This is a genomic window from Haloferax profundi (genome assembly GCF_001469865.1).
GTDB classification, from domain to species: Archaea; Halobacteriota; Halobacteria; order Halobacteriales; family Haloferacaceae; genus Haloferax; species Haloferax profundi.
The window spans coordinates 1-1,715 of the sequence record NZ_LOPV01000306.1; the positions used below are offsets into that span (position 1 = coordinate 1).

General features: G+C 49.6%; 2 protein-coding genes and 1 pseudogene. All 3 read left to right on the forward strand.

Features of this window, described 5'->3' with window-relative positions:
* Positions 1 to 225: pseudogene (locus AUR66_RS12630) on the forward strand (ribonuclease H-like domain-containing protein); the annotation flags it as partial.
* Positions 226 to 306: 81 nt separating this feature from the next.
* The gene (locus AUR66_RS20655; RefSeq protein WP_082682205.1) at positions 307 to 699 is read left to right on the forward strand and encodes a restriction endonuclease; all 393 of its coding nucleotides are present in this window, start codon (positions 307 to 309) and stop codon (positions 697 to 699) included.
* Positions 700 to 871: 172 nt separating this feature from the next.
* The coding region (locus AUR66_RS12635; RefSeq protein WP_058572717.1) for a hypothetical protein at positions 872 to 1,715 on the forward strand (844 nt) is incomplete at its 3' end.

Sequence of the window (1,715 nt, forward strand, 5' to 3'; positions counted from 1 at the left end):
ACTCACACATCGTGGTGGGACAAGTCGGAGATGACAAACGAACGCTTTGGTGAGGAACTCGCTCCAAAGTACCTCTCCGCGCTTGAACACGGCGACTGGGCGCGTGCTGATGAACTCGAGTACGTGATTCGGGATTACGCAGTTGCAGACACCGAAGCCACTATCGCCCTTTACGAGGCCTTGCTGGGGCGTTCATACACTCCCCAGTACCCGCAGTCTAGGTAGTGCCCTTGTTCTTAGAGAGACACCATCCCCTACTGTGATGTCGGCGAAATGTATATTCTATCTGACGTGGTAATCAGTTAGATGGGTATCTTCGACAAAATTCGGCGGGGGAGAAGCGATGACTACAGCGACCACCGCGAGAAAGAACATGAGGTTGCAAAGAAGTCTGAAAAAGATGGATGGTCGTGCGACGTCACTCCGGCAACGCGAGATGGAGGCTACGACGTTGATTGTCGCCGAGAAAGTGATGATAGTGAAGAGCGGAGAGTTGTCGAAGTAAAACACCGCAAAGACAAGGTGCACTCTAGTGAGATTGATCGACTCGCTGATGTCGCTGAAAAAGAAGGAGCGGGCGCTGCCTACCACTCAACAAACGGATACACCGGGCCAGCAAAAAAGCGAGCGGAGGAGCGAGGCGTTGAAATCACCGAGGGCGACGAACTTGATGATGAGCCCAAGTGGAAATTCTGGTGACTGCCGAGAGGCGCACTGGGTGCTACCAAAATCGTCTGAGAAGACACGTTCTGACAAACATTTTGGACACATCTCGAGATCTGGGAGAGTAATCTAGTACTGTAGTTAGCCGGTTTTTTGTGACTTGGCTGCCACCAATAGGTTTATGATATTATATATTTGATTGACAACTATGCAGAATACAGACTTCTCAGTCTATGGGATGAAATTAAAGCCAGGTGGAGCTAAGGATTGGACCGACCCATTCGAGTTTTGCAGAGAAGAAGAGGTCGTTGGGGTTGGTTGGGGGCTGAGTGGGGACAGTTACGAAACAGTTGGCGACATCCACAAAGCACTCCAAGAGAAAAAATCACGACGTGCAGAAGAGGGGAAAGGAACTGAAGAGATTCTCTCAGATGGTCGGCTAAATGCACCGCTTAGATACATGTTCAAAGAGATGGATATTGGTGACTACGTCTGGGTGAACAAGAAGAATCGATTCGGGCTTTGCCGGATTAAGGGTGATTGGGAGATAATCCAGAATCTTTCTGACAACGATGCTGAACGTTACGCTCCCCGAGACATCAAAAACTTCCGTCCTGTTGACTGGGTCGATGTACCATACTCTCTCGTCCCCGGCTATGTCCGTCGGAAATTTTCTGGACAAACTGGTACAGCATTCGAGATGGACGACGGAATTAATGAGGAATCAAAGCACGCGATAAGAGCAATCCACGCTCACGAGAACCTCGATGTCGACAGTGAACTCCCACGTCAAGAAATCGCCGACAAGATCTCTAGAGCGGAAATCGACCGCATATTCGATATTTTAGGACCCAGCGAGACTGAGGATGTCGTCATCAGTTATCTACAGTCGAAAGGGTGGAGGATAATCAAATCTAGCACCGGTGGGTCTCAGGCAGATGTCGAGTGTGAAATGCTAACCGAGGAAGATGGTGAGTCAACTCTCGGGTATCTCCAGGTCAAAACAGGTTCAGCCGGAGTAAATCCCGAGTCCTACAAAAAATATGCAGACG